The following is a 14,368-nucleotide window of genomic DNA, read 5'->3' on the forward strand; positions in this document are numbered from 1 at the left end:
TACCGGTTATGCTGTCGGTAGAAGTTTGTTCCTGTGGGAAACATTCCACCACCGATAATAAAAAAATGAAGATGCCCGCTATTTTTTTCATAGTCATATCATCAATTTTCACTTAAAACAAATATCCATCACACATAGTTTTTATCTTTTTCTTTACAGCCAATAAGGCTGGATCTTCAGCTTTCAGTCTATCCCTTATGTTTCATTCACAAACTTACATAAAAATCCCAATGGATAAGAACATAGCATGAGAAAATAAAAGCCTTATGGGAAAACATAGAAAAACACGCTGATCATATTAATAAAAGTAAGTTCAGTCCGCTTTATAAATAAAAACCATATCAACCCATAAAATTACGAATGAATATAATCATAACATAAATGACCGGTACCTGATGTGACTGGAATAAACACACATAGGAATCAGTGTATGTTTTTGGATACTCCCTGATTTATATCTATTTTTGAAACATGAGTGCAATCTTTATCTCATTTTTTCTATTTAAGTAATGCCAATAAATTAATGTCATACTTAATAACCGTAATCAATTTGATCAATGCGACTTAAAAAGACAATAAATAGCACTGAGTGCTTAACTTATTATCAACCATGAAAAAATCTTATTTCCTTTTAGCGGGACTTTTTATCCTGTTCTCTTCCTGTTCCCAAAAAGAGATATATCATTTATCCGATTACGGATTACATCCGGATAGCAGAGAAAATGCATCTCCTTTATTTGCAGCGGCGTTGGAAAATATATGGCAGAATTGCGATAAGCATAAGAAAATATGGATCATTCTTCCGGCCGGCCGTTATGATTTTTATCCCGAACAGGCGGCTTTAAAGGAATACTATATTTCCAACCATGACCAGACCAATCCTAAATGTGTGGGCATTCCTTTTGAAAACATGAAAAACATCACCTTTGACGGACAAGGTTCTGAATTGATATTCCATGGAAGAATGTTGCCTATATCCCTGATCAATTCGCAAAACTGTACACTAAAAAATTTTCATATCGATTTTGAGAATCCACATATCAGTCAGGTACAGGTAATTGAAAATGATCCGGAGGCCGGAAGTATCACATTCAAAGTCGCACCCTGGGTGAAATACGGGATACGTGACAGCACACTGGTAGCTATGGGGCATGGTTGGGAACACATATCAAACAGCGGTATTGCTTTCGAAGAAAAAACAAAAAGGCTGGTATACCGTACAAGCGACCTGCGGATGGGTAGCAGGGGCGTAGCAGAAGTCTCACCCGGAGTGATCAGGTCTTTCAAATGGAAAGACGCACGCCTGGTACCCGGTACCGTCATTGCCATGCGTGGACCCGGCCGTCCCACACCGGGTATCTTCATGTCGCACGATACGAACACCCGGCTCGAAAACATACAGGTACATTATGCAGAAGGTATGGGATTGCTGGCACAAATGAGCGAGAATATCACACTGGACGGTTTCTCCGTATGCCTTCGCGGCGAAGACGATCCACGTTACTTTACCGCACAGGCAGATGCCACGCATTTTTCAGGATGTAAGGGAAAGATCATTTCCACCAATGGACTATATGAAGGTATGATGGATGACGCCATCAATATTCACGGTACTTATCTGAAGGTAATCCGTAGGACGGATGACAAGACCCTAGAAGGACGTTATATGCATGGACAGAGTTACGGTTTTGAATGGGGGCGTCCGGGGGATGCGGTACAATTTATCCGGGCGAACACAATGGAAATTTGCGGTACGAAGAATGAAATTACTACCATAGAGTCTATCGACAAACCGAGCGAACATGGGGCCAAAGAATTCAGAATTACATTCCGGGAACCGTTAGATCCTGAAATAAATGAAAGCGGACCTTACGGCATTGAAAACCTGGAGTGGACACCCGAAGTGGTTTTCAGTCATAATACCATACGCAATAACCGGGCACGGGGAACTTTATTCAGCACTCCTAAACGAACAGTCATCGAACATAACCTGTTCGACCATACATCAGGTAGCGCGATCCTGTTATGCGGCGATTGCAACGGATGGTTCGAAACCGGTGCCTGCCACGATGTCGTGATACGAAAAAATAAGTTCATTAATTCCCTGACCAACATGTTCCAGTTCACCAATGCGATCATATCCATTTATCCGGTAATTCCGGATTTAGAGAACCAGAAAGAGTATTTTCACAGCGGTATCGTCATCGAAGATAATATTTTTGAGACTTTCGATATTCCGATCGTTTATGCAAAATCAGTGGACGGGCTTATTTTCAGGAATAACATCATCAATCACAACCATGATTATCCTGCTTTCCACCGGAATAAAAAAGCATTTCTTTTTGAACGGGTGACCAATTACACCATAAAAGGAAACACATCCGACGGGCAACCGATGGATGAACCATTGCTTTAATGCTAATCCCCGGTTTGTATCCTGATCATAACTGAAACAGGAAACATTCTAAACTCAAGCCGGGAATCCGCCGGATCACTGAAATATCTAAATCTGCTGTTGGACCTGATCTCATCACAACCACTGATCTATCATAAGTTCCTGATTAACCAGTGGCATATAAGCATTTTTCTATTCCGGGGGAGGCTATTTCTTCTGGTATTCCTTTGGCGGTACCCCTGTTGCCTGTTTGAAATACCGGCTGAATTGCGATTGGTCGGGAAAGTGCAATTCATCGCTTACCTGCTGGATGGTCATATTGGTTGAGGTCAGCAGGGCACGGGCATTAAGGATCACATATTCCCTGATCCATTCCCCTGCATGTTTTCCACTTACTTCATGAATAAGCGATGAAAGGTATTTGGGCGTCAGACACAGAATATCCGCATAAAATTTTATATTCCGTTCGTTCCGGTAATGCTTTTCCACTTCACGGATAAAACGTTCGAAAATTTCTTTCTTCCTGTTTTGAGGTTCAGCAGGCTTTTTTTCATCCTTAAAAAAAAGATAACAAGCTTCATAGAACAGGATGCGGAAAAATTCCTGAACCATACGCAGGCGGTAACTGTTATCTTTCTCTTTCATTTTTTCCTTGATGATATGGTAAATCGATGAAAACATAAACATCTGGGAATCAGAAAGGAGAAGATAAGGTGTTTGCATTACAATTTTCTGCAAAGCCATGGTCTCGATAAAATCGCTTTGCGTATCGAAAAAATCGCTTCTGAACAACATAAAACCTGCCTTAAAATCAGGGCTCATGCCAAGTGTCTGGAAGATCTGTCCATGAAAAATTACAAAAGCGTGATTTTCCGTAAAAGTATAGGTATTTAGTCCGATCTGTAATTTTGCATATCCCTGAGTACAAAACGCCAGCATCACCATCTCAAAACGGATGGGATATTCGACTTTAGCCATACTTTCCAGATCATCAATGGGATGAGTCAAATTGTCGAAAATCATAAAATTATCAGAAAGCTCTTCTACCCTGATATTATCGCGGATAGCCCTGAACCCGACATCCAATACTGAAGTATTCATTTTATGTTTGACTATTGGTTTACATTTCGACTTTTTGCACAAAAATAAGACAATATTATACAAATAGACGAACATATTCGACCTTTTGACAAACAATACCGACCTTTTCAACTTTTATACTTACGACACTACTCTAATTTTGCACACAATTAAAAAATAAGATATGAACAAAATATTGTTTATTGTTATAGCTGCATCCTTTATTTTATCGGCCTGCGGTAACAGTTCTAACAACAGGGGTTTCGTCCGGAGTGTGAAAACAGTGAAACCGTCCCTGGTTGATAGTATCGCAGTAAGGAGTTTTCCAGGCGTAGTTAAAGAGACCCAAAAAATAAATGTTGGATTTAAAACTCCGGGACAGATCACACAAATATATGTTAAAGAGGGTGATTATATTAAAGAAGGCAATATCGTTGCCCGGCTGGATGATAAAGATTATAAGCTGCAAGTGGCAGCCACGCAGATACAATTCGACCAGTTGGCATCCGAAATAAAACGCCTTGAAGAGTTGCACAGGCGCAACAGTCTTTCGGGTAATGACTACGAAAAAGCAGTTGCTGGATTTGAAGCGCTCGGCGTGCAGTTGCAAAGCCATAAAAACACGCTTGAATATACTGTTTTAAAAGCCCCCCTTTCGGGATACGTGCAATCTGTCAGCTTCAGGGCAGGCGAAATGGTCGATGCTGGTATGGCTGTCATTTCCCTTCTCGACCTCAGCAGCGTATCCATCGAAACCGATATTCCATTGTCGCTTTTTCTGGAAAAAGAACAATTCGGAAAGATCTGGTGTACATCAAATGTATTCCCCGACATGAAATTTCCCCTGAAATATATCGGCATCAACCGTAAATCGGGAGGTAACCAACTTTATAAAATGCATCTGGTCAGTGATTCGAAAGAACCTGTAAAGCTGGTGGCAGGTATGAATGTGGAAATCGCCATCGAAGTAAATTGTCCCGATGTAAAAACGGGATACATACTTCCGATGAATGCGGTTGTTTCCGAAAACGACAGGAATTATGTATGGGTTTTGTCGCCCGACACCACCGTTTCACGTCGTGAAATTACCATTAAAGGAATTGATTCCGATGGGAATTTCATCATCGGATCAGGAATTTCGGGTAATGAAGATATCGTATATGCAGGTGTGGGCGTACTCCAACAGAACGAAAAAGTACGGGTGATCTCCGCACCGTCGAAAAGTAACATGGGAGGGTTGTTGTGATGCATATATCGGAATATTTCTTTCAGAAAAAAACGATTTTCTGGTGCCTGATATTCGCTATTGTGGTAGGCGGTATCTATTCCTTTATTGTGATGCCCAAACTTGAGGATCCTGAGATCGCGGTCAAACAGGCGATGATCATCACCCCTTACATGGGAGCATCAGCTTATGAAGTGGAACTGGAAGTGACCAGTATTATCGAGGAAGAACTACGTACCATGAACAATATTCAGGATATCCAATCTCATTCGTCCGAAAACATTTCTTCCATTGCCATTAACCTTGAATATACTGTTTCCGATAAGGATATAGAACAGCGTTGGGATATGCTCAGGCGCAAGGTACAGAATGCTGCCGACAAACTGCCTTCGGGTGCAATGGCGCCGATTGTGGTGGATGATGTGAGCGATGTGTACGGTATGTTTTATGCCCTTACTGCCGATGGTTACAGTTATGCCGAACTGGAAAAGTACGCGCGTTTCCTGAAACGAGAACTGCTCGAAGTTAAAGGTGTCAGGCGCATTGAATTGTTTGGCGCATGGGACGAATGCATCGATATTGTTCTGGCCAAGGAAAATATCGCACAGACGGGAATTTTCCCCATGCAGATCATGAGCGCCATCGACGGCCGCAACAAACCCGTCAGTATCGGAGCCTACGAAAGCGGTGATAAAAGGATCAGGCTGGCCATCGACGGCAAATTCAGGAGTGTGGAAGATGTACAAAACCTGATGATAAGTACACCAAAAGGCGAACAGGTACGGTTGAAAGAAATCGCAGATGTAACACGTACTTATACCGACCCGCAGACTTATGGTTTCTGGGTCGACAGCAAACCCGCCATTGCCATTTCCATCTCTATGGAACCTGATGCGGTTGTTACACAAGTCGGTAAACGTACCGACCGACGGTTAGCCGAATTAGCCGACCGTCTGCCCGCAGGATTCGAATACACCAAGATCTATTTTCAACCCGATAAAGTGTCGGATGCCATCTCTTCTTTCATGATCAACCTGGTGGAATCGGTGGTCATAGTAATCCTCGTACTGATGCTGACTATGGGCTTCCGTAGCGGGGTAATCATCGGAATAGGCTTACTACTGACCGTACTGGCGACTTTTCCGCTACTGCTGGCGGCAGGAGGCACATTACAGCGGATCTCGCTCGGCGCTTTCATCGTTGCTATGGGGATGCTGGTGGACAATGCGGTCGTCATTATGGACGGTATATTGGTAGACCGGGGAAAAGGGAAGCCACCCCGAAAAGCATTATTTGATACGGCTAAAAATACTGCTATCCCTTTGCTTGGCGCAACCATCATCGCCATATCCACTTTCCTTGTCGTATTCTTATCGGATGATTCGGCAGGCACCTATGCCCGCGACCTCTTCCTCGTATTATGTATTTCCCTGCTTCTCAGCTGGGTACTGGCATTGACGCAGGTTCCCATGTTTGCAGCCATACTATTGCCCTCACGTGAAAAAAGAAAAGACGTTAAAGAACAGCTCGATCGCCCCATTCACCGAGGCATCCGTAAACTACTTACTTTTTTCATGCGCCATAAAACCGCAACTGTTTCGGTAAGTTTGTCGTGCCTGTTATTAGCAGCATTGGGATTTTTTAAAGTGAAGAACCTCTTTTTCCCTGACTTTGAATATGAACAGCTTTACATCGAATATACATTACCGCCACAAACAGGTCCCGACAGGATAAAGGAAGATATTCATGAAATAACCGGTAAATTGTTAAATTATGAAGAGGTAAAACGTGTGGCTGCAAGTCAGGGCAGGACCCCTTCACGTTATTGCCTTGTGAGGGCAACCAATTCGGTAGGCGATAATTACGGCGAATTTATCGTTAACTTCAAGGATTATAAAACCGCCAACCGAATGCGATCGGTCATTGAAAAAGAATTACGCAGCGATTATCCCGATGCTTATGTCCGGGCACGCAAATACAACTTCTCAATCGCGACTTCGCATCGAATCGAAGTGCTTTTTTCTGGGCCCGATCCTGCCTTACTCCGTGAACTTAGCCGTCAGGGGCAGGAAATCATGCGAAACTGTGTTTATACCGACACATATTCCGTTTGCGATAACTGGCAGATGACAGGCAAATCCCTTTATGCGCACTACGACCAACAGGCAGCAGGACGAGCGGGAATAACGCGCAGTGATGTTGGAAATGCAATGAGCGCCGCTACCGACGGGCTTCCCATCGGCCTTTTCAGTGACAATGACAAATCATTGCTGATCAACCTGAAAATAAGGGATTCATTCGGCAATCGCATCAAGGACTTAAAAGATATTCCCGTATGGGGAATGATGCCGAACATCAGCATGGGACAGGATGAAATCATGGGACTGATGAACGGATCAATGTCGGTCGACGATCTTACCGACGAAATGTTCCGTACCGTTCCACTCAGTCAGGTAACCCTCGATGTGGAACCTTTGTTCGAGGAAACCGTTGTGTATCGTTACAATGGACAAAGGAGCATTAAGGTACAGTGCGAACCGGACGAAACAAGCACGCCTGCTGCAGTTAAAAACGACATTTTTGACGCCATCTCGCAGATAGAACTGCCCGAAGGTTATACGGTGCAATGGCTGGGCGAACAAAAAATGCAAAAAGATGCCATGGTCAATATTTTCAAATATATTCCAGTGGTCGCCTTACTTATATTACTGGTATTATTATTGTTGTTCAACGATTTGCGAAAACTCTTCCTTGTATTGTTCTGCCTTCCGTTTGCCCTTGTGGGTATCACACCTGTCCTGCTGATCACGGGAACACCTTTCACCTTTATGGCGATTCTCGGACTGATGGGACTGGTCGGCATGATGATCAAAAATATGATCGTGTTGATCGATGAGATCACGCGCCGTACCAAAGAAGGCACAGAACCTTACGAAGCCATCATCGCCTCTACCGTCAACCGTACCCGCCCCGTAGTAATGGCATCGGCAACCACCATATTAGGTGTGCTTCCCCTGGTATTCGACCCGATGTACTCCAGCCTCGCCATAGCCATCATGTCTGGTTTGACCGTAGGAACGATCATTACGTTGATCCTGCTTCCCATTTTCTATTCCGTTCTTTTCAAAATCAAAAATCCTCAAAACGCATGAAGAAGCCATTGATCCTGTTTCTCATCATATATTTGTCTGCAATCCATCTTCAGGCACAGTTGGTGCTCACTGCCGAACAATGCCGCCAGATGGCGCTCGAAAGCAATGAAGATGTGAAAATAGCCGGCTATCAATACGAAAAGGCGGTTATCGATAAAAAAAGTACCCGAACTTCTTATTTACCGAAAATTGCAGGATCGGCAACCTATGCCTATCTTTTCGAGGATATCGACATGGGAATGGATTTCGACCTCAGCGCAATGGGAATGCCCGGGGTATCAGTTCCCATCGACATGGCGATGAGTATGAAAGGCGCCTATATGGCCGGCATCACCCTCCAGCAGCCGATATATGCAGGCGGCAAGATCGTTACGGGAAACAAAATGGCCGATAAAGGTGTGGAAATAACCGAAGAGAATAAACGACTGGCACAGATGACAGCCATTGCCGAAGCCGAGAACGGCTACTGGGTATACGTTTCCGTAAAAGAAAAGGTGAAGTTGCTGGAAAAATACAATGATCTGCTCGATTCTTTATTCCGGAATGTAGAAAATTATACACAGGTGCAGATGGCCACCGAAAACGACCTGCAGAAAGTGCGTACCCGAAGAAGCAACCTGCGGTACGAACTGCAGAAAGCACGAAACGGACTGGAACTTTCACGTATGTCGCTTTGCAGGATGATCGGCGTGGATATGGAAACCTCCATCATCGCCGTCGATACAGTCATCACGGTGCAAAAAGAAAACGATTACAGCTACGACCTCGCCCTACGTCCCGAATACAGGATATTGCAAAAGCAATTGGAATTGAAGGAAATGGATATCAAACTGACACGGGCCGATTTTCTCCCGGTGATAGGAGCAAGTGCGGGCTATACTTACGTAGGTGGATTGAAAATGGCAGGCAGCGACCTGGATATGAGCCTTCCGATGGTGATGGCATCCGTCAGTATCCCCATTTTTCATTTCGGCGAAGGTTCCAAAAAAATCAAAAGCGCACGCATTGCCCGGCAAATGAGCGAGCTGGAACTGGAAAAAAACACCAAGCTGATGAATATCGAAGTACAGAATGCGTTGAAAGAGCTTCAAAGTTCCTTCATGATGATTGAAACCGCTGAAGATGCTTATGCAGAAGCCGAAAGCAACCTACGCCTGAATAAGGACAATTATGAACTGCAAATGGGTACGCTGATCGATGTCCTCGATGCACAAACCCAATGGCAGGAAGCATACAGCAACATCATTGAAGCAAAAGCAAATTATAAGATCAAGGAAGTAGAGTATAACAAGGCAACGGGGAGGTTGTAGGATAATTGAACAGACTGAAAGAGCTGGGTAGACTTAATCTGTTACTTTTTCCGTCAACTTTCGGATGTTCGTCGAAAGATGTTTTATTTACATCTATATCTTCCCCAGATCTTATAATAAGTAAGGGAAGTATAAGATATGATCTTTGCAATGGTTTTATTCCTCAAAAGAAGTTGTTGTATCCTGTAAAAAATCCCGATAAAGCCGACTAACAAAATGCTGAAAAGCAAGAACCTGATTGTCCAATGCTGCAAACAAACGGGCAGCCATTCATAGAAAAAGAAAGTACAGGCAACCGAAACGGCATAAATCACGATAACCCACAACCCATGGGTTGTTTCAATGGCATCGACAGGACATCTGTTCATGCATTTCATACAGCTTTCGCAGCGATATGTCCAAAAAGGACGTTTATCAATAGTTTTTATGGCATTTACAGGACACTGGCCGATACAAAAACCGCAATAAATACATTTATGGGATGCATAATATGATTTTGCTAAAAAATATCTTCCAACAAAATAATAGGCAAGGGCAACCGGTGAAATAATGATATCCTGAATAATATCTTTCCGGGAAGAAAAGTCTTTTTTGCCCACATATAACCGCTCAAAATGTTTCCTTATACGAAAACGGTTCTTTTCACAGATAAAATCAACCGATTTCTTTCTCAACGCAGGATGAATGGAGATCCAGTTGGACGGCATATCAAAAGGTATTTGCCCGATAATTTCATATCCTTTGTTTCTTAATATAACTGATGAAACCATAAAAGCAATTCCGGTCAATCCCGGAGTAACTATCTTGCCTATCTTCATCCCTGCCCGTGTATTCATCAATAGCAGCCTGTTTTTTCCTTTAGGAAAATTCCGGATGAAATCAAGCATGATTTTCGGGAAATTAAAACCATGAACAGACGAAATAATTCCAATGATGCTTCCGGAATCAATATTTTCCATAACGGAATAACCGGTTTCAGCAATATCAAACATCCTGCAATCAATTCCTTTTTCATGATACAGATCAGAAAACCATGAAGCAATCCGCCTGGAATTGCCCGTTCCCGAAAAATAAAATATGACAGCTTCCTGAGTGGAATTCATATAAACAAAATAAACCTTGAGTTACAAATGTAAGTTATATTCTGTCAGTATAACCGACCGTCTTTTCGTTTATGTTATTTCCGGTCCTCCCCGCTCCCACGTGATTCTCCCGCGAGAAAACAATGTTATGATATTTGAGTTTTAATGGAGATTTTTCGTTGCGAATATCGATTCCTACGATTATCTTTACCTCAACAATTAATAAAAACTATATGGAACCGAATAAAAACATGCTTATCGTTACGGGAAGTCCGCGCAGGAAAGGAAACACCGAGTTGTTGGCCAACGCTTTCATTAAAGGTGCCGAAGAAGCGGGACACAAGGTGACGCTGTTCGAAGCAGGACATAAGAAGATACAGGGTTGCCGGGCCTGCATGAAATGTTACAGCAAGGGACAGGCCTGCATTTACAACGACGATTTCAACGAAATGGCGCCCCTTGCCGAAGCAGCCGATATACTGGTGCTTGCCACACCCCTGTACTGGTTTTCGTTTCCTGCACAGATCAAAGCTGCCATCGATAAATTGTTTGCCTTATATGTCGGCAAACGCGATGTGAAGATCAAAGCGTGCGCGCTGATGGTATGTGCCGAAACCGACGATATGATTGATTTCGAAGGCATTGTCCGTTCTTACGAACTGATCTTTAATTATCTGAAATGGGACAATAGTGGTATACTTCTGATCCCGAATGTGAACCTTGTGGGCGACATTCTTAAAACAGATGCGCTTGACAGGGCGGAAGAATTCGGAAAAAATATCTGATTCTGGTACCGATGAGGCCGGAAAAGGAAATGTTGGATATGATCCTCGGATTTGCCGAATACGATCCGAGAATCAGGGCTGTCGGCATGGAAGGTTCACGTACCAACCCGAACGTGCCGAAAGATATTTTCCAGGATTACGATATTTCCTATCTGGTAACCGATATGAATTCGTTCATCGACCACCCTGCATGGATCGATGTTTTCGGAGAACGGTTGATCATGCAGACACCCGAAGCCATGTCGCTCTACCCTCCCGAACTGAACGGATGGTTTACATACCTGATGCTTTTTACCGATGGTAACAGGATCGATCTTGCCCTGATCCCCGTTGAAGAAGCTGAAAAATATTACAAAAGCGACCAACTGATCCGGATCCTGATGGATAAAGACGGGCTCTTTCCGCAGATACAAACACCTACTGATGAAGATTACCATGTCAGAAAGCCGACAAAGGAACATTTCGCCGATTGCTGCAACCAATTCTGGTGGGTATCCACTTATGTAGCCAAAGGCTTGTGGCGAAAGGAGATCCTGTACGCTATCGACCATCTGAACAATTATGTAAGATTCGAACTGTTGAGAATGTTATCATGGAAAGCCGGCATTATCACCGATTTTTCGTTAAGTGTCGGCAAAAACCATAAATACCTTGAAAAATACCTGACGCGTGAAGAATGGAGTAGGCTGATACCATCCTACAGAACCGATTCTTATGAAAGCTGTTGGGAGGCGCTTTTCTCTGTAACGGCACTGTTCCGCGAAACAGCATCGTTTGTTGCGCAAAAACTGGATTATGCCTATAACAAAAAAGAATACGACCGTGTAAACATGTATCTGAAAGAAGTGAGAAATAACAGCCAGAATAAACATTAAAACAGACAATACACCATGGCATACGCAGTTATTTCCTACCCTGATCTGAGCAAGTCCGATTTTGCCATGATCCAGGATTTCCGGAAAGATCATGATGAATGGTTATACACAGTAGTAGCGCCTCATTTCAGCTTTGTATTCCCCGTGTTTGACTTCGGTAAAGAAGATTTCACGGATGAAATATTGAAACTGACGGAAGACATCCGCCGTTTCGATTTTGTGATCCGTTGCTCCACCATCAATAAGGATTCTTTTTCCGATTACTTTCATGCGTTTCTTGTTCCCGACGAAGGGTACAGCAACATTGTAAAACTGCACGACAAACTGTATTCAGGCAAATTACAAAATAACCTGCGTTTGGATATCGATTTCATTCCGCATATCGGTATCGGCAATTCGAAGAATCAATTCAAATGCAAGCAAATGGCAGACGAATGGAATGGCAAAGATTTCGCCATCTACGGCTCGGTTTCACGCCTGACAATCGTTGAATTCAAGGAAAATAAGGTAACTGATTTGCAGGATATTTTGCTGGGCTAAAACCTTATTGTTATCATACAAATTAGCATATGGTTACTTCTCAATTACTCTACTCGCTATTAGTATGAATGATAATATAAAATTATGAATGTTGGGATTATCTCCATACTGATATTTATTCAACAGCCTAATACCATTCTGTGAACAGAACAAAAACATTGATTTTTTGTTCTGTCGATAAAACAAAATGCGCTTATTCATTCTGTTACCACTGTAACCGTTACGGTGGTAACAGAATGAAAATATGAGAAAATCAAATAGTTAATATATTATCTATTTATAAATTCAGATGCAGGTATCAAATGGATTATTATGTCATCTTTCTTAAATATATCGCTTTGATTAAGAGTGACAATGTGTCCTTTTTTATGTCAAGACTTTGCATAGCCTCTAAAAATCCAAAGAACTTTCATTTCTCACTTTTCCATTTCTCTGTGAAGATACATTATGAGATTAAAATATATACACGAATAATCGACTTCGGCAAATTTTTAAAATAATGGATTAAAATAGCACAAGTTTTGAATATCGTATTCAGACAAGTTCAGACACACATCATTCAGATAACTTACCATTAGCGAATTTCATTACAGCTACATTTGCAATTACCACAACTAATCAGATACAAAATGCATATATTTGCCCCCTCATCTTATGTAAAAAAATTGCCTTAAAAAAATATTTTTCCTTTTGAGGTGTCTTTATATAAAAGAAGTATATCCAACCATGTTTTAAATCCGACAAGACCCACCAGATTTATATGTTAGTATTCGAATACATCCTCATCCTCCTTGTTGCCATATTCATATCGAACCTTATCAACAGGTTTTTGCCATCTGTGTCCGTACCTATCATACAAATTTTGCTGGGGGCGCTGATTGCCCTAATACCTTTGAATTTTAAACTGGAACTGGAACCAAGCCTGTTTTTTATTCTGTTCATCGCCCCGCTTGTATTCAATTCCAGCATGCTGATGGACAAACAATCTTTCTGGGCATTAAAAGTACCGATCATGAACCTGGCTTTCCTACTCGTATTTGCCACGGTAATCGGTATCGGATACCTGACCCACCTGTTGATTCCCACCATTCCGCTTGTTGCTGTCTTTGTACTCATGGCTGCCCTGGCACCTACCGATGATATAGCCGTATTCTCCGTTGCCAAGCGGGTGAATGTGCCACCCAGGATCATGAATATCTTATCCGGAGAATCCATTATCAACGATGCCTCAGGTATCGTGTGTTTCCAGTTTGCCGTAGCAGCCGTTGTTACAGGTACGTTTTCGGTGACCGATGCCATCGGACGATTCATTATACTTGGATTGGGCGGTATTCTTGTAGGACTTGCTTTTACTTTACTCAAATATGCACTTGTCCGATGGATCCGTTCCCTGGGTATGGAAAACGTTACCCTTCATATCCTTATAGAAATACTGACGCCTTTTCTCGTTTACCTGATTGCTGAGACACTGGAGGTGAGCGGTATTCTTGCCATTTTTTCGGCAGGTATCGCACACTCGGTAGGACGCAAGAAGCTGAATCCTGAAAATGCCAGTCTGAACATTGCTTCCGACAGCATCTGGAATGTGTTCTCCTTTACGTTGGAGGGCCTGGTATTCCTGATATTAGGCACACAACTGCCGGATATCCTGAGAACGGTCCAGAGTGGTTCTTACCCCGTAGAGACATGGGAAATTGTCCTTTATGTCCTGCTGATCACACTGATATTCGCACTGAGCCGTTTCGTCTGGTCCTACTGTAGCATACGAAAAAAGGTATATCATGATCCGGATCATCCGATATCCAAGTTCAGGGCCTGCATGATTTTTAGTCTGTCGGGGGCAAGAGGCGCCGTCACCCTGGCAAGTGTTTTGTCCATTCCTATTCTTCTGAACGACGGTTCCGCTTTTCCGCAGCGCGATATG

10 protein-coding genes are annotated in these 14,368 nt (G+C 42.7%); 8 read left to right on the plus strand and 2 right to left on the minus strand.

Annotated elements, in window-relative coordinates; all coding sequences use genetic code 11:
- Positions 1-610 precede the first annotated feature (610 nt).
- A complete protein-coding gene (locus tag LBQ60_18455; protein ID MDR2039908.1) occupies positions 611-2,416 on the plus strand; it encodes a right-handed parallel beta-helix repeat-containing protein in 1,806 nt (601 codons plus the stop codon).
- A 186-nt stretch (positions 2,417-2,602) separates the two neighbouring features.
- Here the strand turns inward: LBQ60_18455 and LBQ60_18460 are convergent, their stop codons facing one another.
- Complete coding sequence (locus tag LBQ60_18460; protein MDR2039909.1) at positions 2,603-3,496, minus strand: AraC family transcriptional regulator; 894 nt, start codon at positions 3,494-3,496, stop codon at positions 2,603-2,605.
- A 163-nt stretch (positions 3,497-3,659) separates the two neighbouring features.
- On the opposite strand from LBQ60_18460, the gene LBQ60_18465 reads away from it, so the two are divergent.
- The 3 genes from LBQ60_18465 to LBQ60_18475 are packed head-to-tail and all read left to right on the plus strand — an operon-like array spanning position 3,660 to position 9,162.
- Positions 3,660-4,721: an efflux RND transporter periplasmic adaptor subunit gene (locus LBQ60_18465; protein MDR2039910.1), complete on the plus strand. Its 1,062-nt coding sequence runs from the start codon at positions 3,660-3,662 to the stop codon at positions 4,719-4,721.
- The gene (locus LBQ60_18470) at positions 4,721-7,852 is read left to right on the plus strand and encodes an efflux RND transporter permease subunit (GenBank protein MDR2039911.1); all 3,132 of its coding nucleotides are present in this window, start codon (positions 4,721-4,723) and stop codon (positions 7,850-7,852) included. Before LBQ60_18465 ends, LBQ60_18470 begins: the two co-directional genes overlap by 1 nt.
- On the plus strand, positions 7,849-9,162 hold the full coding sequence (locus tag LBQ60_18475) for a TolC family protein (GenBank protein ID MDR2039912.1): 1,314 nt from the start codon (positions 7,849-7,851) through the stop codon (positions 9,160-9,162). The genes LBQ60_18470 and LBQ60_18475 overlap by 4 nt, the downstream gene beginning before the upstream one ends.
- 83 nt (positions 9,163-9,245) lie before the next feature.
- Here the strand turns inward: LBQ60_18475 and LBQ60_18480 are convergent, their stop codons facing one another.
- On the minus strand, positions 9,246-10,265 hold the full coding sequence (locus LBQ60_18480) for an EFR1 family ferrodoxin (GenBank protein MDR2039913.1): 1,020 nt from the start codon (positions 10,263-10,265) through the stop codon (positions 9,246-9,248).
- A 212-nt stretch (positions 10,266-10,477) separates the two neighbouring features.
- Here LBQ60_18480 and LBQ60_18485 point away from each other — a divergent pair, with 212 nt between their 5' ends.
- From LBQ60_18485 to LBQ60_18500, 4 genes are all read left to right on the plus strand, one after another.
- Entirely contained in the window at positions 10,478-11,029 is a 552-nt protein-coding gene (locus LBQ60_18485; GenBank protein MDR2039914.1) for a flavodoxin family protein, read from the plus strand.
- Between the two features lie 11 nt (positions 11,030-11,040).
- Positions 11,041-11,904: an aminoglycoside 6-adenylyltransferase gene (locus LBQ60_18490; GenBank protein MDR2039915.1), complete on the plus strand. Its 864-nt coding sequence runs from the start codon at positions 11,041-11,043 to the stop codon at positions 11,902-11,904.
- Between the two features lie 15 nt (positions 11,905-11,919).
- Positions 11,920-12,444, plus strand: coding sequence for a 2'-5' RNA ligase family protein (locus LBQ60_18495; GenBank protein MDR2039916.1), 525 nt, complete (start codon positions 11,920-11,922; stop codon positions 12,442-12,444).
- Between the two features lie 760 nt (positions 12,445-13,204).
- The coding region (locus LBQ60_18500) for a sodium:proton antiporter (GenBank protein ID MDR2039917.1) at positions 13,205-14,368 on the plus strand (1,164 nt) is incomplete at its 3' end.

The organism is Bacteroidales bacterium, assembly GCA_031275285.1.
Lineage (GTDB): Bacteria > Bacteroidota > Bacteroidia > Bacteroidales > UBA4181 > JAIRLS01.

What these genes read in the sequence shown, in the direction of transcription:
- LBQ60_18495 (MDR2039916.1), top strand. Translation starts at nt 11,920, where the DNA reads ATGGCATACGCAGTTATTTCCTACCCTGATCTGAGCAAGTCCGATTTT.
- LBQ60_18460 (MDR2039909.1), bottom strand. Translation starts at nt 3,496, where the DNA reads ATGAATACTTCAGTATTGGATGTCGGGTTCAGGGCTATCCGCGATAAT.
- LBQ60_18455 (MDR2039908.1), top strand. Translation starts at nt 611, where the DNA reads ATGAAAAAATCTTATTTCCTTTTAGCGGGACTTTTTATCCTGTTCTCT.
- LBQ60_18475 (MDR2039912.1), top strand. Translation starts at nt 7,849, where the DNA reads ATGAAGAAGCCATTGATCCTGTTTCTCATCATATATTTGTCTGCAATC.
- LBQ60_18470 (MDR2039911.1), top strand. Translation starts at nt 4,721, where the DNA reads ATGCATATATCGGAATATTTCTTTCAGAAAAAAACGATTTTCTGGTGC.
- LBQ60_18465 (MDR2039910.1), top strand. Translation starts at nt 3,660, where the DNA reads ATGAACAAAATATTGTTTATTGTTATAGCTGCATCCTTTATTTTATCG.
- LBQ60_18485 (MDR2039914.1), top strand. Translation starts at nt 10,478, where the DNA reads ATGGAACCGAATAAAAACATGCTTATCGTTACGGGAAGTCCGCGCAGG.
- LBQ60_18490 (MDR2039915.1), top strand. Translation starts at nt 11,041, where the DNA reads ATGAGGCCGGAAAAGGAAATGTTGGATATGATCCTCGGATTTGCCGAA.
- LBQ60_18480 (MDR2039913.1), bottom strand. Translation starts at nt 10,265, where the DNA reads ATGAATTCCACTCAGGAAGCTGTCATATTTTATTTTTCGGGAACGGGC.